Source organism: Aeromonas sp. MR19 (assembly GCF_963899305.1).
In the GTDB taxonomy this organism is placed as follows: domain Bacteria; phylum Pseudomonadota; class Gammaproteobacteria; order Enterobacterales; family Aeromonadaceae; genus Aeromonas; species Aeromonas bestiarum.
The window spans coordinates 158,021-178,068 of record NZ_CAWQWZ010000054.1; the positions used below are offsets into that span (position 1 = coordinate 158,021).

General features: G+C 60.3%; 19 protein-coding genes. 7 read left to right on the plus strand and 12 right to left on the minus strand.

Annotated elements, in window-relative coordinates; translation table 11 throughout:
- Positions 1-101: 101 nt before the first annotated feature.
- The 3 genes from AACQ95_RS22405 to arcB form a co-directional block, all read right to left on the minus strand.
- Entirely contained in the window at positions 102-305 is a 204-nt protein-coding gene (locus AACQ95_RS22405) for a hypothetical protein (protein WP_042039391.1), read from the minus strand.
- 368 nt (positions 306-673) lie between these two features.
- Entirely contained in the window at positions 674-2,029 is a 1,356-nt protein-coding gene (gene dgt, locus AACQ95_RS22410; RefSeq protein ID WP_241280045.1) for a dGTPase, read from the minus strand.
- Positions 2,030-2,057: 28 nt separating this feature from the next.
- Complete coding sequence (gene arcB, locus AACQ95_RS22415) at positions 2,058-4,370, minus strand: aerobic respiration two-component sensor histidine kinase ArcB (protein ID WP_043554868.1); 2,313 nt, start codon at positions 4,368-4,370, stop codon at positions 2,058-2,060.
- 207 nt (positions 4,371-4,577) lie between these two features.
- Here arcB and AACQ95_RS22420 point away from each other — a divergent pair, with 207 nt between their 5' ends.
- Complete coding sequence (locus AACQ95_RS22420; protein WP_043141798.1) at positions 4,578-5,576, plus strand: DUF2860 family protein; 999 nt, start codon at positions 4,578-4,580, stop codon at positions 5,574-5,576.
- A 69-nt stretch (positions 5,577-5,645) separates the two neighbouring features.
- On the opposite strand, the gene AACQ95_RS22425 is transcribed toward AACQ95_RS22420, so the two are convergent.
- The 4 genes from AACQ95_RS22425 to AACQ95_RS22440 all read right to left on the minus strand — a co-directional run bounded on the left by AACQ95_RS22425 (position 5,646) and on the right by AACQ95_RS22440 (position 8,562).
- Positions 5,646-6,344, minus strand: a complete 699-nt coding sequence (locus AACQ95_RS22425) for a DUF3334 family protein (RefSeq protein ID WP_042865686.1) — start codon at positions 6,342-6,344, stop codon at positions 5,646-5,648.
- 98 nt (positions 6,345-6,442) lie between these two features.
- Positions 6,443-6,880, minus strand: coding sequence for an HIT domain-containing protein (locus AACQ95_RS22430; RefSeq protein WP_241280046.1), 438 nt, complete (start codon positions 6,878-6,880; stop codon positions 6,443-6,445).
- 71 nt (positions 6,881-6,951) lie between these two features.
- Positions 6,952-7,584, minus strand: coding sequence for a DUF2057 domain-containing protein (locus tag AACQ95_RS22435; RefSeq protein ID WP_043141793.1), 633 nt, complete (start codon positions 7,582-7,584; stop codon positions 6,952-6,954).
- A gap of 78 nt (positions 7,585-7,662) precedes the next feature.
- Positions 7,663-8,562, minus strand: a complete 900-nt coding sequence (locus tag AACQ95_RS22440) for a LysR family transcriptional regulator (protein WP_241280047.1) — start codon at positions 8,560-8,562, stop codon at positions 7,663-7,665.
- Positions 8,563-8,659: 97 nt separating this feature from the next.
- Here AACQ95_RS22440 and AACQ95_RS22445 point away from each other — a divergent pair, with 97 nt between their 5' ends.
- On the plus strand, positions 8,660-9,262 hold the full coding sequence (locus AACQ95_RS22445) for a short chain dehydrogenase (RefSeq protein WP_043141788.1): 603 nt from the start codon (positions 8,660-8,662) through the stop codon (positions 9,260-9,262).
- Positions 9,263-9,387: 125 nt separating this feature from the next.
- Here AACQ95_RS22445 and AACQ95_RS22450 read toward each other — a convergent pair whose 3' ends face one another.
- From AACQ95_RS22450 to dapA, 3 genes are all read right to left on the minus strand, one after another.
- Positions 9,388-10,491: a phosphoribosylaminoimidazolesuccinocarboxamide synthase gene (locus tag AACQ95_RS22450; RefSeq protein WP_043554624.1), complete on the minus strand. Its 1,104-nt coding sequence runs from the start codon at positions 10,489-10,491 to the stop codon at positions 9,388-9,390.
- A 142-nt stretch (positions 10,492-10,633) separates the two neighbouring features.
- Positions 10,634-11,758: an outer membrane protein assembly factor BamC gene (bamC, locus tag AACQ95_RS22455; RefSeq protein WP_103473022.1), complete on the minus strand. Its 1,125-nt coding sequence runs from the start codon at positions 11,756-11,758 to the stop codon at positions 10,634-10,636.
- Positions 11,751-12,638, minus strand: coding sequence for a 4-hydroxy-tetrahydrodipicolinate synthase (gene dapA / locus AACQ95_RS22460; protein WP_241280048.1), 888 nt, complete (start codon positions 12,636-12,638; stop codon positions 11,751-11,753). Before dapA ends, bamC begins: the two co-directional genes overlap by 8 nt.
- A gap of 286 nt (positions 12,639-12,924) precedes the next feature.
- On the opposite strand from dapA, the gene AACQ95_RS22465 reads away from it, so the two are divergent.
- The 3 genes from AACQ95_RS22465 to AACQ95_RS22475 all read left to right on the plus strand — a co-directional run bounded on the left by AACQ95_RS22465 (position 12,925) and on the right by AACQ95_RS22475 (position 14,879).
- Positions 12,925-13,458 carry a glycine cleavage system protein R gene (locus tag AACQ95_RS22465; RefSeq protein WP_241280049.1) on the plus strand — a complete coding sequence of 178 codons (534 nt, stop codon included), beginning with the start codon at positions 12,925-12,927 and terminating at the stop codon, positions 13,456-13,458.
- A 17-nt stretch (positions 13,459-13,475) separates the two neighbouring features.
- A complete protein-coding gene (gene bcp / locus AACQ95_RS22470; protein WP_241280050.1) occupies positions 13,476-13,940 on the plus strand; it encodes a thioredoxin-dependent thiol peroxidase in 465 nt (154 codons plus the stop codon).
- A gap of 438 nt (positions 13,941-14,378) precedes the next feature.
- Positions 14,379-14,879 (plus strand): YfbU family protein, encoded by a 501-nt coding sequence (locus AACQ95_RS22475; protein WP_043556017.1) that lies wholly within the window; start codon positions 14,379-14,381, stop codon positions 14,877-14,879.
- Positions 14,880-14,939: 60 nt separating this feature from the next.
- Here the strand turns inward: AACQ95_RS22475 and yfbV are convergent, their stop codons facing one another.
- A complete protein-coding gene (yfbV, locus tag AACQ95_RS22480) occupies positions 14,940-15,380 on the minus strand; it encodes a terminus macrodomain insulation protein YfbV (RefSeq protein ID WP_042865674.1) in 441 nt (146 codons plus the stop codon).
- A gap of 302 nt (positions 15,381-15,682) precedes the next feature.
- Here yfbV and AACQ95_RS22485 point away from each other — a divergent pair, with 302 nt between their 5' ends.
- The gene (locus AACQ95_RS22485) at positions 15,683-16,885 is read left to right on the plus strand and encodes an acetate kinase (protein WP_043556015.1); all 1,203 of its coding nucleotides are present in this window, start codon (positions 15,683-15,685) and stop codon (positions 16,883-16,885) included.
- Between the two features lie 70 nt (positions 16,886-16,955).
- A complete protein-coding gene (pta, locus tag AACQ95_RS22490; RefSeq protein ID WP_043141774.1) occupies positions 16,956-19,109 on the plus strand; it encodes a phosphate acetyltransferase in 2,154 nt (717 codons plus the stop codon).
- Positions 19,110-19,514: 405 nt separating this feature from the next.
- Here the strand turns inward: pta and ilvN are convergent, their stop codons facing one another.
- Positions 19,515-20,009, minus strand: coding sequence for an acetolactate synthase small subunit (ilvN, locus tag AACQ95_RS22495; protein WP_040097800.1), 495 nt, complete (start codon positions 20,007-20,009; stop codon positions 19,515-19,517).
- Positions 20,010-20,048: the final 39 nt, after the last annotated feature.

Genomic DNA, 20,048 nt, shown 5'->3' on the forward strand with positions numbered 1-20,048 from the left:
AATGTGCGAATGAAAATTCGTAACCAAACTCAACCGGATACGAAAAATGGCAGGCCTGAGCCTGCCATTTTCCTGCAAGAAGGGGGCCAAGCCCCACATCATCAGGTTATTCGATTCCCAAGCCGGAAGCCGGTTTGATATTCCTGCTCACGGACGTGGGCGATCTGCACATTTTGCCCTTCCAGACCTATGTCTTTCAGCAAGGCAGGCGAGAGGTGCAGGTAACTGGTGCGGCGTTCCAGCCGGGTGATCCGTTTTTGAACCAAGGATTCGACGGTGCGCAGCAGGGTCAGTTCGATAGACATAATATTCTCCAGTTGAACGTGCGGTTCTCCCGGAGAGGGGGCATCACCCTGCGGGACAACCGCGGGTGATGAAAAAGCAGGTGTTACCTGTTTCCTCCACGCGGCAGAAAAAGAGCACGAGTCTTCGCGCTGCTGATGCAGCGGTCGAACGCAACGTTTAGCATTGAATGTTGCATATCCGTCTCCTTACCGAGTGAAAGTTGAACAAGTTGCCACAGTCTAAAAAAAGACCGAATTTTATACAAGAACCTCACCCCCCATATGGGGAGTGAGCCATCTATCAATATCCAGACGAGACACAGGTCTCTCGCCCGTCAGCCGCACACATCCGCTCCCGGACGGCACGCACAGGATTTGCCTGGCGCGAGTCAGATCCCGGACAAGAGGCGGAACTCTTCCAGCGCATAGGTATCCGTCATGCCGCTCACATAGTCGAGCAGCAGCCGCACCCGGTAGTACCACTCCTGTTCGGCACCCTTGTCAAAACGGGGATCCCGGTTGGCCACCGCCAGCCGGTATGCCTTGAGATGACGGGCCGACAGGCGGTGAAACAGGCGGCGGGCGAAGAACAGCTCGCTGCCCCCCTGCCCGGCCAGCAGTCGCTCGAACTGGCTGGCGGGCAGCGCCAGCAGGCAGGCATAGGTGGAGAGCACGCCACGCAGGGCGGCATAGCCTTCCAGCTCCAGTGCCTCGACCTCGGGCCGCATGAACACCTGCTCGCGGGCCACCTGCTTGAGGGTGTCGAGCACCTGCGCCGCCGGCGCCTGACCGTGCAGCAACGCCTGGGGATAGGCGCCACTCAGTATGATGTCGTGCTCGCTCACATAGGTGTGGGCGGCCAGCGCGATCAGATCACGGGTAAGATGCTGGCGAAAATGGGGGAAGAAGCCTCTGTCAGAGGCGGTGGCATCCGCCAGCAAGCCCGCCATGTAGGCGCCCTCATCGGCCAGACGCAGCGCCTGTTGCAGCTCGCTCAGGCTGAGAATGCGCCTGTCCACCGCATCTTCGAGATCGGCGATGCAGTAGGAGATGTCGTCGGCCGCCTCCATGATGTAGACCAGCGGGTGGCGGCAACCGGGCGCCAGTCCCAGGCTCTGGCTCAGGGAACGGTAGAGGGGTTGTTCACTGAAGAAGATGCCGCGCTTGCTGGCCCAGCCATGATGCTGACCGTCGTGCAGGGGCTGCTGTGGGTATTTGCACAGGGCGGCCAGCTGCCCCAGGGTCAGATTCAACTCGTGCAGGCTGTGCACCAGCCGCAGGCTCTGGGCGTTGCCGTCAAACACCAGCAGATCCTGGCGCAGTTCGGCCCACTGGGGGCTGGGCGCCTGGCCAAGGGCTGCAGCGAACAGGGAATCCAGCTCCTGTGTCAGCCACTGGCTCATCACCTGTTCGCCAAAATGGCCGAACGGCGGGTTGCCGACATCGTGCAGCAGGCAGGACATCTCCACCAGATTGATAAAGGCCCCTTCGCAGACCATACCGGCTGGCAAGGCGGCCAGAATGCGGCGGCTGATCTGGCGGCCTGTCTCCTGCACCTCCAGCGAGTGGGTCAGACGGCTGCGCACCGAGGCTTTCACGTCGAGTGGAAAGACCTGGGTTTTCTGCTGCAAGCGGCGCACCGGCGCGGCCTGCACTATGCGGGCGCGATCCTGTTCGGTCGCCTCCAGCAGCGCTTCGTCGCCCCAGCGATGGATGCGCTCGGGGGTAATCAAACGGCTATACATGTTGCGGCTCCTTGCCTGCGGCTCGCGTCTATGAGAGCAGCCAGCGCTTCAACCTGGCGATATCACCCGGACACTCGCGGCGCAGCGACTCTATCCAGTCCTCCACGTTCTCCCACCAGGCGGGGTGATCCGGGCTCTGGATCAGCTGGGCCAGCTGCTGCAGCCGGCGCAGACCGATGGAGCCGGCCGCCCCCTTGATCTTGTGTGCCTCCTCCACCACGCCAGCCTGATCCCTGGCGATCATGTTGGAGTCGAGCACCGCCATGTAGTCCGGCATCATCTTCTCGAACAGATCGACGCTGGAGAGCAGCACCGGCTTGCCCACCGTATCGGCGTAGTCGGTGAGGAAGGGCAAGTCCAGCAGCTCATCCTGGCTGCCCGCATCGGCCTGCTCATCCGCCTCATCGTCGGCGAGATCCGCAAACAGGTGGCCAATCACCTCCCGCACAGCCCTGGAGCCCAGCGGCTTGTTGATCACATCCTGCATGCCGTGATCCCGATAGTACTGGCGATCGCCGGTGGCGTTGGCGGTGAGCGCCACCATGGGCGGCAAACTGTCGCCGTAGCGCTCAAGCAGCTGGGCCGCCACGTCGAAGCCGGTCATGTCCGGCAGCTGGATATCCAGCAGGATCAGGTCAAAGTCATCGGGATTGGCCATGGCCAGCGCCTGGGCACCGTCCCGCGCCACCTGCACCTGATGACCCAGCTTGTTGAGCAGGGCGCAGGCCACGGTCACGTTCAACTCCACGTCCTCCACCAGCAGGATATCCAGGGAGGGCATCTCGGGCTCGGCATCGGCGGCCTGAGGCTCGACACAGTCCACCTCCAGCTCGGCAGTGAAGCAGGAGCCCTCACCCGGGTCGCTGTCCACGTAGAGCTGGCCGCCCATGGCCTGTACCAGCTGACGGGAGACCGCCAGCCCTATGCCGGTGCCGGTGGCGTGTTTCTTGCCCTGCACCTGATAGTACATGGCGAAGATCTTCTCCTGCTGGGCGCGAGGAATGCCGACGCCGGTATCCTCCACCTCGAAGTGCAGGGCCAGCTTGCCCGGCTCATCGGCCGCGTGGGAGAGGCAACGTACCGTCACCCCGCCCTCATCGGTAAACTTGACCGCATTGCCCACCAGGTTCCACAACACCTGGCGCAGCCGGGTGCCATCGGCCATCACGAATTGCGGCATGTCGCCGTCCCGGTCGAAATGCAGATAGAGCCCCTTCTGCTCCGCCTGGATGCGCGACAGCGTCTCCAGCTCGTCGAGGAAGGCGGGCAGGTCGATGGGGGTCGGTGCAATTTCCAGCCGGCGCCGGTCGAGTTTGTCCAGATCTATGATGTCGTTGAAGATGTTGCCGAGCGTCACCGCGCTCAGGTGGATGGTCTTGAGCTGCTGATGCTGCTTGGGATCGAGCGGCGTATCCATCAGCATCCGGCTCAGCCCCACTATGCCGTTGAGCGGGGTGCGCAGCTCATGGCTGATGGTGGAGATGAAGGTGGTCTTGTCGCGGCTCGCCTTCTCCAGCTTGTCCTGATACTGCTTGCGCTCCGTGATATCCCGGCCGAAACCGAGCAGGCCGAGGCGCTTGCCGAAGCGATCGAAGAAGGGCACCTTGCGCAGCTCGAAGTAGGCCTTGCGACCGTCGGGGTACTCCAGCCACTGCTCATAGGTGAGCGGCTCGTTGCTGGCGAAGACCTGCTTGTCGGTCTCCACCACCTTGTTCGCTATCTCCTGCTTGTAGACGTCGAACGGGGTCAGCCCGATGAGTTCGGCCTCCACCTTGCCGGTGAGCTCCTCCATGGCGCGGTTGCAGCCGGAGAACTGCTCGTCTTCGTTGCGGTAGTAAACCAGATCAGGGGAGCAGTCGATGAAGGAGCGCAGCAAGGCGGTGCGCTCACCCAGATGCAGCTGGGCCTTCTCGCGCTGGAACACCTCGTTCTCCAGATCCTCGATCGCCTGCTGGCGCAGGGTCTCGGCCCGGTTTGTCTCGGCGATCTGGGCGTTGAGGCGGCTGATGTTCTCCTGCAACTGGCTGTTGAGCTCCAGATCCCGCTCGCGCATGTCTTGCAGCTTGCGCACCATGCGGGTCAGCCGCTGGCGGGAATCCTCCAGCTGATCCACTACGATGGAGAGAAAATAGACGGCCCAGGGGGTGACCAGCAGGCCGAAGAAGACAGAGCGCACCAGATCGACAACGTCCACTGTGCCGCGCAGAAACAGGGTGACTCCCATCTGGATGGAGACGGCCAGCACTATGATGGCGGTGGCCAGGAACATGCTGAAGCGCACCAGCCCCAGCTTGGTCATCAGGTCGACGTAATATTGCGCCCAGGATTTGATTTGTTTCATCTTGTTGTTTTCTCCCCCATATTCGCCGAACAGAATACCAGCACGGCGCGCCGAACTCTTGTGCCGTCGCACGATAAATTATCGATTAACCTCCTCCTTGCACTGGGGTAGCATGCCGGAGTCCATTCGGTCAGCCCGAGTTAAGCCTGGGTGGCTATAATGTCCGGCTGTTCAATTCAACCATCTGATATTTCAGGAGTCTCATCGATGCGCAATCTCACCCTGCTGAGTCTTGGTCTGCTGGCAGCCAATGCCGCCCACGCCGATCTGGGCGAGATCCCCAAGCAGTCCGGCTGGTCCGGCTTTCTGCTGGGCGGGGTCAACGCCGTCAGCTACAAGTCCAACTTCTATGCCGGCGATGACAACCACAGTCGCATCGATGACCTCGGCGCCCCCGACAGCGAGAGCGGCCTGACGCCGCTGCTCAATGCCGACATCCGCTACACCTTCGCCGATACCCGTACCCAGATCTTCCTCGGCAACCTGATCCAGGATGCGGTGCGCTTCGACTTCACCCAGCAGCTCGGCCTGCGTCAGGAGATGGGTGACAAGGGCATAGTCGCCACCTCGCTGGTGTTCAACGTCATGCCGGTCGAACTGTGGAGCGATCCCTTCGCCACCGGGGTGGATCGCAGCTCGACCGATGTGAAGTCAAAAGGGGTGCGTTTTGCCTGGGACAAGATCTGGGGCAGCAACTTCTACGGCACCCTGACCACCCGGGAAGTGGACATGGATGAGGAGCGCAGCGGCCAGCAGTATGACCAGAGTCACGGCACCCACTACGCCGATATGCTGGATCGCAACGGCAAGATGCACGACATGGAGCTCTCCTACCAGTGGCACTTTGGCGGCAACCAGTTGCTGGAGCCCGCCATCGTCTACAAGGAAGCCCGCCTCGACGGCAGTGCCGAGAGCTTCAAGAACACGGGTCTGAAACTGACCTACGCCCAACGCGGTCCCCAGTGGTCCATCGTCAGCAACCTCTATGCCGGCAAGCGCAAGTATGACGAGGCAAACCCTCTCTTCGGCCAAAGTGCCGATGCGGACGAGTTTGCCATCAATGGCACCTTCTTCTGGCACAAGCTGTTCGGCGTCGATGCCCTCGCCGCCACCTTCACTGCGGCCTATTCCAGGGCCAACTCCGACATCGGCTTCTACGACAGCCAGTCCAGCCGCGTCAGTACCGGCCTGCTCTACAACTTCTAAGCCCTTCCCCGGCAACAAACAACAAGGCCACCCCATGGGTGGCCTTGGCATCTTCAGCGTGGGCTGACGTCAGATACCGAGCGAGTCGAGCAAGTCGTCATGCTCATTGGCGACCGGCGCGGCCACCGGGGCCGGCTTGGCGGCCGCCAGCTTGGTCTGGGCGATCAGGGCATCCGGATCCAGCTCCTCCTCATCCATGCCATCGTTGTGAATGCGGATGAACTCTGTCCTGTCCATCGCCAGCTCCAGATAGAAGATGTTGTTGCGGGCGGTGAAGAAGGTGACCCGGCGCGCTTCCGGGTTGTCGAGGTTGGTATCGACGCTCAGCATCACCTGCTTGTTCAGCGCCAGCATCTTCGGCTGGTTCTGGGTGATGTGAGTCTGCAGATCCCGGCCAACCTTGACGGTGAAGCTGCCGACTATCTGGTTCATCAGCTCGCCCATGACGTTGCTCACCTCGTCCGAGGTGTGGGAGATGGCGAGATCTTCCTTGGAGAGGCCCATGCTGAGCATGTAGCTCTCATAGAGCTCCATGGCCGCAGAGGCGGAGAAGTTGATCACCACCAGGCCGGAGAAGCCGCCATCAAACAGCACGAAACAGCCGATATCCGGCTTGAGGCAGGTCTTGCTGATCCGCTGCACCATGCCGGAGAAACGCACCTGACTCTGGGTCGCCGCACTCAATACGTCCGTAACCGAATGACACAGACTCAGCAGCACATCCTCTGTGGTCAATACGGCATCGTTGTCGGCTCTTGTCACTATCATGGGACCTTCCTGAACATCGAAAATGGGCTTATCTATACCATAACTCTAACAGATAGCGCGGCTTGGGCTTCGAAATAGCGAGCCGCCTCTCACTTGACTCAATTATCAGCGGCAAGCGGAATGAAACCGGCCAGATGGCCGAGCTTGAGACGCCAGCTGGCGGCCTCCTGCTGCAAGCTGGCCTCGTCATGAGGCAAGGAGGGATGAGCTCCCCAGATGGGACCTGGCCATGCCCGATCCGTGGTAAAACGGGCGACATGATGCAGATGCAGTTGCGGCACCAGATTGCCGAGCGCCGCCACGTTGATCTTGTCCGGCTGCAGCGCCTGCTCCATCAGGGTGGCCAGGGCGCAGGACTCCTGCATCAGCTGTTGCTGCTGCGCGGGCGCCAGATGGTGAATCTCCCGCAAGTTGGCGACCCGTGGCACCAGGATGAGCCAGGGATACTGGCTGTCTTTGGCAAGCAGGACACGACAAAGCGGCAGATCCCCGAGCAACTGGGTATCCGCCTGCAGGCGAGTGTGCAATTCAAACATGAAGACCTCGTTGGATAAGGTGGGCGCAATGCACGAAGAGAGCCCCCACGTTACTGCAACGGGCCGCAAACTTAAAGTCGCGGCACGGCCCAGCCGATGAAGCGCTTGCGAAGCTCGGGATCCGCTTTGAGGAACAGCTGCTGCAACTGCCCTTCCAGCTCGCGGGTAGCCAAGGCGGGAGCCGTGGCGCCTGCGGTTGCAGTGGTGGCCACGGCGGCTGTCGTCAGCGCCGCCTTACCGGCGCCGCGATTGTACTCATCGAGCCGGGCACGCCAGTCCATGCCGAGCAGCATGCCGCTGGTCACCAGCGCATCCTGCTGGATGGAGAGCGCCCGGCCATCCGCCTGCAACGCCACCACGGGGGCCCTGGCATAAAGCTGCATCCCCTTTTCGGTAGCCGGTACGCTGGCCACCAGTTGCAGGCGCTGTTGGCTGGCCTGATAGCGCAGCACCTGCGGCTCGGATCGCACCTGCCGATCGTTTTCGCTGCTATTGCGGCTCGGGATCACCCCCTCATAGCGCACCAGCAGTTGCTGCTCTCCGTCCGCCAGGGTGGCGTGCTGCTCATCCTGCAACTTGCCACTGCTCACCGCCAGGATCTGGAAATCCGTTGGCACCGCCACCTCGACCTCGGCCTGCGCCGTACTCATGCCCGTCGCCGCGCACAGCAGCGTCAATCCAACCCAACCCTGATAACCCTTCATGCTCGCTCATCTTCCTGATCGCTGTGATGGGCGCAGGGTAACAGCCGAAGATGACAGAAAAATAACGGCGCAGAGCCCTCACAACAGGTAGTGGGGCCGCTCGGCAAACCACTGGGCCAGCACCTGCTTGAACAGCCGGATCTTGCGCGGAACCCGCCGCTGCTGGGCATGCAGCACGTGCAGCGGGTGCAGACCTGTCTGCCACTGATCCAGCACAGCCACCAGCTCGCCGCTCGCCAGCCAGGGCTCCACCAGCATCAGCGGGCATTTGGCGTACCCCATGCCCGCGCGGGCCAGTTGCAGTACGGTACTGTAGTGATTGGCCCGCACCTTGCCCTGCACCAGAATGTGAGCCTCCTCCTCTCCCTTGCGAAAGTGCCACTGCTCCCAGGCCGGGTTGTGGCCCTGCAACAGGCAGGGGCGGCCGCTCAGTTCATAGGGCGTGGCGGGGAGGCCTTCCCGCGCCAGCAGGACGGGACTGGCCACCACCACATCCTTGAGCTGACCGAGCGGCAGCGCCACCAGGTTGTCGGGTATGCTGCTCATGGCGCGCAGGGCTATGTCGTGCTCCCCCTGGCTCATGTCGACCATGGCGTTGGTAAAGTTGAGCTCGACCTGCACCCCGGGACAGAGCTCGGCAAAGCGGCCAAGCAGCTCGCTCACCATGCGATCCCCCGTGCTGACCGGGCAGGTGAAGCGCAGCCGGCCACTGTCCTCCTCGGTCAGCGCTTGTATGTCCTGCTCCGCCTGGCGGGCCAGTGCGAAGATCTGCCCCGCCTGCAAGTAGAGGGTCTTGCCCGCCTCGGTCAGGCTGAGGCGGCGGGTGGTGCGCTGCAACAGCTGGGCATTGAGGGCAGCTTCCAGAGCGCTGACATGGCGGCTCAGCATCCCCTTGCTCACCCCCAGGGCATCGGCGGCGGCGGAAAAACTGCCCCGCTGCACCACCTCGTAAAAACTGGTCAGATGGGAGATATCCATCATTAGCTCCAATATGGAAACAATGCGTTTATTTTACGCGCTTTTTCTCTCTTTTTATCGCGCTAGAATCAACACATCCCAACCAGGAGTGAAACAGATGAAGATTGTGATTGTGGGTGCCTCCGGCACCGTCGGCTCGGCCGTCAGTGAGTTGCTTGCCAAAGACCACCAGGTGATCCGGGTCGGTCACAGTCGCGGCGATGCCACTGTCGACATGCGTGACCCCGCCTCCATCAAGGCGCTGTTTGCCAAACTGGGGACGTTCGATGCACTGGTGGTGGCCAGCGGCAGCGTGGCCTTCAATGGCCTGACCGAAATGACGGACGAGCAGTGGCAAGTGGGGATCGAGAGCAAGCTGATGGGCCAGATCAATCTGACCCGTGCCGCCATCCCCCACCTGAATGACAAGGGTTCCATCACCCTGATCAGCGGCATTCTGAGCGAGGAGCCCATCAACTGGGGGGCCAGTGCGACCACCATCAACGGCGCCATAGAGCACTTCGTCAAGGCGGCAGCCTGCGAACTGCCCAAGGGGCTGCGCATCAACGTGGTGAGCCCGACCGTGCTGACCGAATCGATGGACAAATACGCCGCCTTCTTCCCGGGCTTCGTACCAGTGCCAGCCGCCCGGGTGGCCCAAGCCTACCAGAAATCCGTGCTCGGCGTGCAGACCGGCCAGGTGTTCAAAGTCAATGGCTGACGCCTTGCCAACACCGTTGAAAAACCAATAAAAACGGGCCCCGCACTGGGGCCCGTCTGTTTGTCGGCTGTTCCTTTCGCCACCGGCAAACGTTTGTTTCCCGGCGACAAAAAAAGCGGCGATCCTTAGTCGATCAGACCGTACTGTTCCCGCAGCACCTCAATGATCTCCTGCTTGGGATTGGCACTGCGCACCAGCGGCTGACCGATGATCTTCTCGGCGATCCCCACATAGGTGTTGGAGATATCCATCATCACCTCGGTCGGCAACTTGTTGTCACGGGCCAGGGCGAAGCGTTCCGGCATGCGGTGCTTGTTGAGCAGGATATCCGGATCCGGGAAGTGGTTCAGCAGCCACTGGCGGAAACCCTCTTTGGACTTCTCGACGATCTGGCCGTCGCGCAGGGCGGCGCCATCCCAGATGCGGGAGCTGTCGGGGGTACCCACTTCATCCATATAGATGAGCTTCTCATTGCCGGCCGCGTCCTGGACATAGCCAAACTCGAACTTGGTATCGACGAAGATCTGATCCAGCTCGGCCAGGGCGTCACTGATGACGTTGAAGCCTTCCTTGAGCAGCACTTCGTAGCGGTCGATATCGGCCAGCTTGCTGAAGTTAAAGCCCTGGTAGTGGCGCTCTATATCGGCGCGGGAGACGTTGACGTCATCGGCCTCAGGCACGCCATCCAGCCCTGTCAGCACACCCTTGGTGGAGGGAGTGATGAGGATTTCCGGCAGCTTCTGATCCTTTTTCAGGCCTTCCGGCAGGGTGATGCCGCAGAACTCGCGTTCGCCATCCTTGTAGGCACGCCACATGGAGCCTGTGATGTACTGGCGGGCGATCGCCTCGATCATCACGGGGCGGGCTTTTTGCACGATCCAGACGAAGGGGTGCGGGATATCCAGGATGTGGCTGTCGGCCAGTCCCTTCTCCTTGAACAGCTTGAACCAGTGGCTGGAGATGGCGTTGAGTGCCGCCCCCTTGCCAGGTACACCGTTCAGCCCGTCCACACCTTGCCAGATGCAGTCGAAGGCAGAGATGCGGTCGCTGATCACCATGAGGGCAAGCGGCGCATCGGCTGGCACATCATAGCCTTTCTCCTTGATGAGCCGGGCACTGTCTGCGGGGGTCAACCAGTAGACGCTGCGCACTTTGCCGGAATGGACAGGTTTATCGGTACGGATCGGCAAATCGTCATTCACCGCCAATACTTGATCTGCAAGACTCATGGCTAATAACATTTCCTGTTTGTGGGAGGAATAAAACAGGAGCACAGGGCCCCTGTTTCTGGGGGTTAACATATCAAGCGCATCAGACCCTGTATTTACAGGGGGATTAACCTAACAAAACAGGGGCACTAGGCCCCTGTTTCTATTCTGTTTTTGCTGCCTGGTCAGCCAGGCCCTTGGCGAATGCCTCGGACAGGCTGATGTACATCTGGGAGATGACACCGGACGACACTGGCTTCTTATCCTTGTCGAACAGTGTGATGGAGGTCTTGCCCCCAGCCATCTCGCCAAGCTGGAAGCGATACTTGTCCTCTTCCAGTTTGAACGGCTCGCTGCCCTTGGCCTTCCAGAAGTCGCTGCCCGGCTCGTCGTACTCGACGTCGATCCAGCCCAGAGACTGCTGGGTATCCTTGATGGTGAAGCCATAGCCAGGCAGCACCTGGTTGAGGCGACGCCACACCTGATCAAAGGAACCGTCGGCAATCCAGGCACTCAGCTCGTTGTTGTCCAGCCCCAGCTCCAGCCCCATGCCATCGTTGGCCTTGTGCTGTTCGCGGGACTTGAGCTGCTTGTCGTAATAGAGGGAGAACTGGTTCAGGGCGCGGGTGGCGTAGCGCTGGGCATCGGCCGGCGTCAGCACAGTGCTGGTCTCGCCGTCTATGGTCTCTTCGTGATCCAGCACCCGCACCGACATGTTGACCGCGTGACGCTGGACATCGTTGCGCAGGGTGAACTGGTAACGCTGACGGATGTTGAAGTCGTCATCCTCTTCGCTCCAGCCATCGAGGGCCTTGGTGTTGTCAAACCAGCCGGTCTGCAACACGCCGGCCTGCTGATCCAGCTTCTCTGTGGTCACCTTGTACTGGGCCAGGAAGTTCATCAGGAAGGCCCAGGTATCGCGCTCCACGCTCTGGGAGGTGCTCAGGGCATAGAAGGCCACTGTTGGCTCGCTGGCATTGGGCACCACCTGGCTGCCCGGTACCACGGTCAGCAGCTGAGCGGGCGGGCGCACGTCAATCTTGGCGCCGAGGGCACCTTCGCGGCTGCTCTCGGGCAGCGCCGGGATGTCGAAGCTGCTGTTAAAGGCGGGGGTACTCAACCCGGCCGGCACCAGGAACGCGCGGCCTTCAAGGCGGGCATCCTCGTACTCGAAACCACGGTTGGCCATCTTGCGCTCTTGGGGTGAGCTACAGGCTGCCAGCACGGCAACGGTCGCCACACTCAGCACCAGGCGCACTGCATTTCCCTTTCCATTTGCTTTAAACACTCGCCATCAACTCCGCAGTGGTCAGTGCTCGCGTCATCGCTTGTTCGCCCTCGGGGGTGAGGTCGGTGAGCGGCAGACGCAAGGTCGCCGTCGCCATCAATCCCAGTCGGGCACAGGCCCACTTCACCGGGATGGGACTCGGTTCGCAGAACAGAGTCTGATGCAACGGCATCAATCGATTGTTGATGTCATGGGCCAGACCGGCATCACCGGCCAGCGCTGCACGACACATGTCGGCCATCTGGGCCGCTGCAATATTGGTGGTGACCGAAATGACTCCATCGCCACCTTGCAGCATAAAATCACATCCACTGGCATCATCGCCACTATAAAGCGCGAATTCCGCTCCGCACAGCTCACGCAGCAGCGGAGTACGGCTCAGATCCCCGGTGGCCTCTTTCAGACCTATGATGCCGGGCACCTTGGCCAGTCGGGCTACCGTCTCCGGTTTGAGATCGCAACAGGTGCGACCGGGCACATTATAAAGAATTTGGGGCAGACCACTAGCCTCGGCGATCGCACAATAGTGACGATAGAGACCTTCTTGGGTGGGTTTGTTGTAATAAGGGGTAACCGAGAGACCCGCCACCACGCCCGTTTCGGCGAATCGTTTGGCCAGGGCGATGGCATGGGCGGTATTGTTGGAGCCGCAACCGGCGATGACGGGAATGCGTCCGGCGGCCAGTTCCACGGTTTTTTCCACGACGGCAATGTGCTCCTGCTCGCTCAGGGTCACCGATTCCCCCGTGGTGCCAACCGCAACTATGGCGGTGGTGCCTGCGCTGACATGATAATCGACCAAGGCGGCCAGACTGGTCCAATCGACTTCGCCTGAAGCCAGCATGGGGGTAACGAGGGCAACGATACTACCGCGTAACATGGATATTTCTCCCGATTTTCAGGGGCGTTATGGTAAAGCTGCCCCCTTGGAAAAACAAGGGAGGCAGGGGGCAAGCCGTGATACCATTCTGCACAAAAAGCGGTGCGCGAGCGCGACGGCCTGCGCCAATCCCGGGTCTTCTCGACCCGAGACAAGGCTCGCGGCCACGGCATTCTTACAAGGTTGCCATGTAACAGCGCAGGGAATGGCCCAAGGCCGGCCACCCGGTCAGGGCGGCGCCCACTGCGCTCACATTCGCAACAAGCTAATGGACGAGAGAAGATTTATGACTCACTACCTGGTCGTAACGGCCATAGGCACGGACAGGCCTGGCATAGTCAATGAGGTCACCCGCCACGTCAGTGGCTGTGGTTGCAACATTGTCGACAGCCGTCTTGGTATCTTCGGTAATGAATTCACCTTCATCATGCTGCTGTCCGGGGACTGGAACAGCCTGATGCAACTCGAGATAAGCCTGCCCCTGCGCAGTCAGGAGTGGGATCTCATCACCATGATGAAACGCACCGAGCGCCACCACTCACTGCAGTACGACATCAGCGCCAACGCCGAGATCCTGATCCGCGACCAGCCCGGCATCGTAAGCCAGTGCACCCAGTTCTTCAGCGACCACGGCTGGGACATCCAGGCCATGCAGACCATGACCCTGGAACAGCAACCCTTCAACCTGCTCAAGGCGAGCTTTCAGCTCAATCTGGCCAAGCAGGGAGAGACCGCCGGCTCGGAAACGGCCTTCGCCGGATTCTGTCGCGAACTGGGCGCAGAATCGTTCGAATTCATCGTCAACAACAAACACGCCTGACGGCGTTCGGAGACCCCATGCAACCACTACAGGCTGGTACCCAGGCCCCCGACTTTTCCCTGCCCGATCAGGACGGCAACCCGGTTCGTCTTGCCGATCTGCGCGGCAAGAAGGTGCTCATCTATTTCTACCCCAAGGCGATGACCCCGGGCTGTACCACGCAGGCCTGCGGTCTGCGTGACGTCAATGGCGAGCTGGCAGCCCTCAACGTGGTGGTGCTTGGCATCAGCCCGGATCCGGCCAAGCGCCTGAAGAAGTTCGAGGAGCGCGACAGCCTCAACTTCCGCCTGCTGGCCGATGAAGATCACGCGGTGGCCGATGCCTTTGGCGTCTGGGGCCCGAAGAAGTTCATGGGCAAGGAGTATGACGGCATTCACCGGCTGAGCTTCCTCATCGATGAAGAGGGCAAGGTCGCCCACCGCTTCGACAAGTTCAAGACCAGCGACCACCATCAGGTGGTGCTCGACCTCATCAAGGGTTGAACCCGCCCGGCCTGAAAAACACCCAATACAAAAAGGGCCTGCAACTGCAGGCCCTTCGCTTATCTCGTTCGCCAGTCTCGCTGCGTGATGATGGCATCAGCCAGCGCATCCCGGCGGGGAGTCATCTCGGCCGGCCTTTCCCTTGCCCCATCGGCCAGAGCCTGTGGTCACGGTGACTGAGTCATGGTTGTAATAGTCGTGCATGCTCCTGTACTCGGGGACTTTGGCATGTCAGTTGGTGCAACCCAGATGACACCCACACTGTTGCCAGCTCAGGCCGAAACACAAGTACGCAGCCGCTACCATTAATTCACCCGTCGCAGAGCCATTTTGAGTTCCCGACCCGGCTTTCTCGCCAACCTCCCCTGCCAGATCAAAAAATTCATCTGAGATATGGGTTAACGTGACCCCAGTTTCATTTTCCAGTGAGAAAAGCCCATGAACATGAGCCACACCGAACGCCTGATCCTGAGCAACCAGTACGAGATCCTGGCCAAACTCAATCCGGAGAAAGCGGCGTCTTACCAGCGGGCCAGCACCATCATAGCGCGCGGCTACTGCCTGCAGATCCTCGAACTGGAGAAGAGCTTCGGTCATCTGGATCTGGCCACCTGCCAGGAGGTGATTGACACTCTGGAGCTGCACCATGCACTGGCCATCTCCTGGGGCAACCTGGATGGCGCCGATCAGGGTGAAATCAACGCCAGCCGGCTGGAGTTCAACGGCTACAGCCGCAGCCAGGAGCGGGAGCTGGCCGACTACGTCTGCTTCCTGCTGGAAGTGGACAAACGCTTCCCCGAACTCAAGTGCCCGTGTGACGAGCTCTCCAGCGATATCGCCATGCGTGACAAGTACCAGCGCATGCTGACCGTATGGCGCCAGTGCCCCCGTCAGTACAAGCTCTCCATCCAGGAGATCCGCAAGGTATTGGCGGCCTGATCGCCATGGATGGAAAAGGCGCCTCTGGGCGCCTTTGTTTGATTGGAAAACCTTGTTCGTCTATTCGTAGAGAAAGGATTTGTCCAGCTGCTTGAAGGCGGCATTGAGGGTATCGGCCAGCTCTTCGTAACGGGGCTGGGCCACCAGTTGGCGATGTCCGCCCTGCTCGTTCATCTTGCCGTTGATCTCGCGATACCAGCTGGCAAGGGAAGGAGGCAGGCGGGTATCGGCGCGCTGACCGAGCCAGTAGTAACCTTGCAGCGGCAAGCTGAGCAGAAACAGCACAGAGGCCATGACCGAAGGCCAGTAGTGCAGCTCACCAAGCTGGAACTGCAGCATGACGCTGAGCACCGCCAGCGCCGGGATGATCTTGAGGGCGAATTCGGTGGCCTTGATCACCCGGTTCTCGGGAAACATGGAATTAAGCTCGGGACGGCGGGGCCAAAGGGTCATATAATGACGGCCTTGCTGTAATTTAGTTCCAAAAATGTTCATGCTCATGCTACCTCCGAGCTTTTTTTGAACGTATTAACGGCAAAACCTCGACTATATTTGATGTGCAATAACAAAGGTTGAGGATGACTTTGTTATTTTTCAACAATCGGGTTATCCTTTGTACGCCCAATTTTTGCGCCAACGGCCTGCCGTTGCGCTGTCAGGGACGTCTGGATTTCGGGTCTTGTATCACTATACAAGGGGCAAGCAACAGATTGCCAACCCTCATAAGGATAAGTTGAAAGTTTTTGGACGCAACGCGTCCAACGCATCCTCCTACACAACCCAATCTGCGATAGGATTTATTCATGAGTAAGCTGGTTCTTGTACTTAACTGTGGCAGCTCGTCCCTGAAGTTTGCTGTCATTGACGCAACCACCGGTGATGACCTGTTGTCCGGCCTGGCCGAGTGTTTCAACCTCGACGACGCCCGCATCAAGTGGAAACTGAATGGCGAGAAAGGCAGTGCCGATCTGGGCGCAGGTGCCGCTCACCAGGAAGCGCTGGACTACATCGTCAACAAGATCCTGCCGCTCAATCCGGAACTGTCCAAGAATCTGATCGCCATCGGTCACCGTGTTGTGCACGGTGGTGAGCGCTTCACCTCCTCCGTCGTGATCTGTGATGACGTGATCGCCGGCATCGAAGCCGCCGTACCGTACGCACCGCTGCACAACCCGGCTCACCTGATCGGTATCCGTGAAGCCCGTCGTATCTTCCCGGCCCTGGCCGACAAGAACGTGGCCGTGTTCGACACCGCCTTCCACCAGACCATGCCGGAAGAAGCCTTCCTGTACGCCCTGCCGTACAAGCTCTACAAAGAGAACGGCATCCGTCGCTACGGCGCGCACGGCACCAGCCATTACTACATCAGCCTGGAAGCAGCCAAGCAGCTGGACAAGCCGGTGGAAGAGCTGAACATAATCAACTGCCACCTAGGCAACGGCGGTTCCGTCTGTGCCATCAAGAACGGCAAATCCGTTGATACCTCCATGGGTCTGACCCCGCTGGAAGGCCTGGTCATGGGTACCCGCTCCGGCGATCTGGACCCGGCCATCATCTTCTTCCTGCACGACAAACTGGGCATGAGCGTGGCGGATATCAACACCATGCTGACCAAAGAGTCCGGTCTGCAGGGTCTGACCGAAGTCACTTCCGACTGCCGTTTCGTTGAAGACAACTACGACAGCAAAGAAGAAGCCAAGCGTGCCATGGACGTTTACTGCTATCGCCTGGCCAAGTATATCGGCGCCTACGCCGCCGCCATGGACGGTCGTCTGGATGCCGTGGTCTTCACCGGTGGTATCGGTGAAAACTCCGCCCCGATCCGTGAAATCACCCTGAACAAGCTGGGTCTGCTGGGCTTTGACGTCGATCACGACGCCAACCTGAAGGCTCGTTTTGGCAAGGGTGGCGAGATCACCAAGGCTGGTTCCACCAAGGCCCTGGTTATCCCGACCAACGAGGAGTGGGTCATTGCCCACGATGCGCTGGAACTGGTCGGCGCATAATTTCGCTGTAGAGCAAGGCCGCCCCAGGGCGGCCTTTTCCTGATCCCAAAAAATGAGCAAGGGGTATTAAGTGGCACGCACTATTATGCTTATCCCGGTCGGCACTGGTGTCGGCGTAACTTCCGTGAGTCTTGGCGTTGTCCGCGCCATGGAACGTCACGGTGTCAATGTCAGCTTCTTCAAACCGGTCGCCCAGCCGCGTCCGGGTGAAACCGGTACCGAGCGCTCCACCGCCGTGATCCGCGCCGCTGCCAACATCAACCCGCCCGAGCCGTTCGCCCTCTCCTACGCCGAGAACATGATCACCTCCAGCAACACAGATATCCTGCTGGAAGAGATAGTGGCCCGCTTCGAAGAGCACGTGAAGGCGAGCGGTGCCGAGGTGCTGGTCATCGAAGGCATGGTCCCGACCGACAAGCAGCCGTTTGCCAACAAGCTGAACTACGACGTCGCCAAGGCGCTGGATGCCGACATGGTGTTCGTGACCCACCCAGGCAACGACTCCAGCCAGAAGCTGAAAGAGCGCATCGAACTGGCCTGCTCCAACTTCGGTGGCGTCAGCAACCCCCGTATCGTGGGTTGTGTCATCAACAAGGTTGGCGCTCCGGTTGACGAGCACGGCGTGACCCGCCCCGACCTGACCGAGATGTTCGAGGCGCACCACCACACCTCTGAAGCGGCTCACAATCTGGAAGTGCTGCAGGTGTTCGGCAAGAGCCCGCTGCGCATCCTGGGTTGCATCCCCTGGAATACCCAGCTGATCGCCCCGCGCGCCAAGGATCTCGCCAAGCATCTGGCCGCCAAGATCCTGCACAAGGGTGAGCTGGACAGCCGTCGCCTGCAGACCGTGACCTTCTGTGCCCGTTCCATCCACAACATGGTTGAGCACTTCCGTCCGGGCAGCCTGCTGGTCACCTCCGGCGACCGTTCCGACGTCATCGTCTCCGCCTGCCTGTCCGCCATGAACGGCGTCAAGCTGGGCGCCCTGCTGCTGACCGGCAACTACCATCCGGAACCGCAAGTGCTGGCCCTGTGCCAACAGGCCATGGCCACCGGCCTGCCGATCATGATCACAGGCACCAACACCTGGCAGACCGCCGTCAGCCTGCAGAACTTCAACGTCGACATTCCGGAAGATGACCGCGAGCGTATCGAACTGGTGCAGGACTATGTGGCTGGCCACATCGACAAGCACTGGATCGAGTCTCTCTCAGCCAAGTCCACCCGTTCCCGTCGTCTGAGCCCGCCGGCATTCCGTTATCAGCTGACCGAGCTGGCCCGTCAGGCCAACAAGCGCGTCGTGCTGCCGGAAGGCGAAGAGCCGCGGACCATCAAGGCTGCCGCCATCTGTGCCGAGCGTGGCATCGCCCGTCCGGTACTGCTGGGCAACCCGGAAGAGATCCGTCGCGTCGCCGAGCAGCAGGGCGTGGTGTTGACCGACCGTGTCGAGATCATAGATCCGCTGGAAGTGCGTGAGCGCTATGTGCCGCGTCTGGTCGAGCTGCGCAAGAACAAGGGCATGACCGAAGTGGTTGCCCGCGAACAGCTGGAAGACAACGTGGTGCTGGGCACCATGATGCTGGAGCGTGGCGAAGTGGACGGTCTGGTCTCTGGCGCGGTACACACCACCGCCAACACCATACGTCCGCCGATGCAGATCATCAAGACAGCCCCGGGCTCCTCGTTGATCTCCTCCATCTTCTTTATGCTGCTGCCTGATCAGGTGCTGGTGTACGGCGACTGCGCGATCAACCCGGATCCCACTGCCGAACAGCTGGCCGAGATCGCCATCCAGTCCGCCGACTCCGCTGCCGCTTTCGGCATAGAGCCGCGCGTCGCCATGATCTCCTACTCCACCGGTACCTCTGGCGCCGGTGCCGATGTAGAGAAAGTACGTGAAGCGACCGAGCTGGCCAAGGCCAAGCGCCCCGACCTCATCATCGACGGCCCGCTGCAGTACGATGCGGCCATCATGGAGAACGTGGCCAAGTCCAAGGCACCGAACTCACCGGTTGCCGGCAAGGCCACAGTGTTCGTGTTCCCGGACCTGAACACCGGCAACACCACCTACAAGGCGGTACAGCGCTCCGCTGACCTGGTCTCCATCGGCCCCATGCTGCAAGGCATGCGCAAGCCGGTCAACGACCTGTCTCGTGGCGCCCTGGTTGACGACATCGTCTACACCATAGCCCTGACCGGTATCCAGGCAGCTCAGGCCGAGTAATCGACCTTCAGCCGACCCTGTGAAAAACCCGCCGAGAGGCGGGTTTTTTTATGGCGGACGGGCGACATGTTGATCCGCAAGATCAAATCAGGATCCTGACCGGATCCCAACCCTCATCGCCAGCGCCTGCCTGGCAAGGGAGAGAGGATAAGCAAACACTCACACCCGCCAGAGTGGATTGCACAATTGCACCCCAGCAGAGATCAGATCCAAATACCCCTTTAAGATCAGCTAACTAACGCTAGACACACCGCTAATCTACAGAGTTTTCCACAGCTTTTGTGGATAGTTTACTGATCATTTGAAAGAAAATGACAGACTCGCACTTCCCCCTTGCTCACCTTGCGCCCATGAAAAAGGGCTCCGCAGAGCCCTTTTGGAATAACAGCCTCATCGGCGAAACAATCAGGGGCGCAGTGCCTTGTCGGCCCGGGAGATGCCACAAACCCCCGAGCGCACCACCTCGATGATCTCGTTGGTCTGGGCCGCAGTCTTGATGAAGGCATCCAGCTTCTCGCTGGTGCCCACCAGCTGTACCGTGTACTGCTCCGGAGTCACGTCGACGATCTGGCCACGGAAGATGTCCGCCAGCCGTTTCAGCTCGTCGCGAGCGCCACCGGCGGCACGCGCCTTGATCAGCGCTATCTCCCGCTCGATATGCTCACCCTCGCTGAGATCGCACACCTTGAGCACGTCCACCAGCTTGTGCAACTGCTTCTGGATCTGCTCCAGCACTCGCTCGTCGCCCATGGTGACGATTGTCATGCGGGACAGAGTGGGATCCTCGGTCGGTGCCACCGTCAGGGTCTCGATGTTGTAGCCGCGCTGGGAGAAGAGACCTACCACGCGACTCAGGGCGCCGGACTCGTTTTCCAGCAGTACTGAAATGATATGTCTCATCAGATTTCCCCCACCTTGCTCAGCCACATCTCATCGACG

Excerpts from the sequence above, each read along its gene's own strand:
- AACQ95_RS22405 (WP_042039391.1), bottom strand. The coding sequence starts at position 305 with ATGTCTATCGAACTGACCCTGCTGCGCACCGTCGAATCCTTGGTTCAA.
- dgt (WP_241280045.1), bottom strand. The coding sequence starts at position 2,029 with ATGTATAGCCGTTTGATTACCCCCGAGCGCATCCATCGCTGGGGCGAC.
- arcB (WP_043554868.1), bottom strand. The coding sequence starts at position 4,370 with ATGAAACAAATCAAATCCTGGGCGCAATATTACGTCGACCTGATGACC.
- AACQ95_RS22420 (WP_043141798.1), top strand. The coding sequence starts at position 4,578 with ATGCGCAATCTCACCCTGCTGAGTCTTGGTCTGCTGGCAGCCAATGCC.
- AACQ95_RS22425 (WP_042865686.1), bottom strand. The coding sequence starts at position 6,344 with ATGATAGTGACAAGAGCCGACAACGATGCCGTATTGACCACAGAGGAT.
- AACQ95_RS22430 (WP_241280046.1), bottom strand. The coding sequence starts at position 6,880 with ATGTTTGAATTGCACACTCGCCTGCAGGCGGATACCCAGTTGCTCGGG.
- AACQ95_RS22435 (WP_043141793.1), bottom strand. The coding sequence starts at position 7,584 with ATGAAGGGTTATCAGGGTTGGGTTGGATTGACGCTGCTGTGCGCGGCG.
- AACQ95_RS22440 (WP_241280047.1), bottom strand. The coding sequence starts at position 8,562 with ATGGATATCTCCCATCTGACCAGTTTTTACGAGGTGGTGCAGCGGGGC.
- AACQ95_RS22445 (WP_043141788.1), top strand. The coding sequence starts at position 8,660 with ATGAAGATTGTGATTGTGGGTGCCTCCGGCACCGTCGGCTCGGCCGTC.
- AACQ95_RS22450 (WP_043554624.1), bottom strand. The coding sequence starts at position 10,491 with ATGAGTCTTGCAGATCAAGTATTGGCGGTGAATGACGATTTGCCGATC.
- dapA (WP_241280048.1), bottom strand. The coding sequence starts at position 12,638 with ATGTTACGCGGTAGTATCGTTGCCCTCGTTACCCCCATGCTGGCTTCA.
- AACQ95_RS22465 (WP_241280049.1), top strand. The coding sequence starts at position 12,925 with ATGACTCACTACCTGGTCGTAACGGCCATAGGCACGGACAGGCCTGGC.
- bcp (WP_241280050.1), top strand. The coding sequence starts at position 13,476 with ATGCAACCACTACAGGCTGGTACCCAGGCCCCCGACTTTTCCCTGCCC.
- AACQ95_RS22475 (WP_043556017.1), top strand. The coding sequence starts at position 14,379 with ATGAACATGAGCCACACCGAACGCCTGATCCTGAGCAACCAGTACGAG.
- yfbV (WP_042865674.1), bottom strand. The coding sequence starts at position 15,380 with ATGAGCATGAACATTTTTGGAACTAAATTACAGCAAGGCCGTCATTAT.
- AACQ95_RS22485 (WP_043556015.1), top strand. The coding sequence starts at position 15,683 with ATGAGTAAGCTGGTTCTTGTACTTAACTGTGGCAGCTCGTCCCTGAAG.
- ilvN (WP_040097800.1), bottom strand. The coding sequence starts at position 20,009 with ATGAGACATATCATTTCAGTACTGCTGGAAAACGAGTCCGGCGCCCTG.